General features: G+C 69.2%; 1 protein-coding gene. It reads right to left on the bottom strand.

The window, feature by feature from the left end; translation table 11 throughout:
• On the bottom strand, positions 1-826 hold an 826-nt coding region (locus tag IE140_RS35725; RefSeq protein WP_189461112.1), incomplete at both ends, for an AMP-binding protein.

Genomic DNA, 826 nt, shown 5'->3' with positions numbered 1-826 from the left:
CGCCGTGGGTGTTCCAGCGGGCGAGGTCGCCGGTGCGGTACATCCGCTGGCCGGGTTCGGGGTGGAACGGATCTGCGACGAAGCGTTCGGCGGTGAGCCCGGGCTGGTTGGCGTAGCCGCGGGCCAGACCCTCGCCCGCGACGTACAGCTCACCCACCACACCGGGAGCCGACAGACGCAGCTCTCCGTCGAGCACATAGCTGCGGGTGTTCGCGATCGGCCGCCCGATCGGTGCCGACAGGTTCCAGTCTTGGGGGGAGTCGGCCAGCGTGTGGGCTGTGACGACGTGGGTCTCGGTCGGGCCGTAGTGGTTATGCAGCTTCCTCCCCGGAGCCGATGCGTAGAAGGCCCGCACCGCCCTGCCGAGGGTCAGCGCCTCGCCGGCCTGGGCGATCGTGCGCAGCCGGGGCAGCGTACGGCCCTGCTCGACGGCCGCCTCGGCGAGGGCCTCCACCACGAGGTTCGGGGCGAACAGCTCCTGCACCTCCATCTCTTCGAGCCACTCAGCGAAACGTGAGGCGTCGCGGCGGACGTCCTCGTCGGGGATCACGAGCGTCTTCCCGAAGAGGAGGGCCGAAAGGATCTCCTGGGCGGAGACGTCGAAGCTGATGGCGGTGAACTGTGCGGTACGGGTACCGGGTTCGCCGCCGACCGTGCGGTGGTGCCAGTTCAGAAGATTCAGCAGGGCGCTGCCGGGCATGACGACGCCTTTGGGGTGTCCGGTGGATCCGGAGGTGTGGATGAGGTAGGCGGGGTGGTGGGGGGTGAGGGGGGTGGTGCGGTGGTGGTTGGTGGGGTTGTGGGTGGGTTGTTGGTTGAGGTGGTG

The organism is Streptomyces parvus (assembly GCF_014648875.1).
Lineage (GTDB): Bacteria > Actinomycetota > Actinomycetes > Streptomycetales > Streptomycetaceae > Streptomyces > Streptomyces parvus.
Note: the sequence above shows the minus strand (reverse complement) of the source record. Positions and strands in the feature narration are given on the sequence as shown.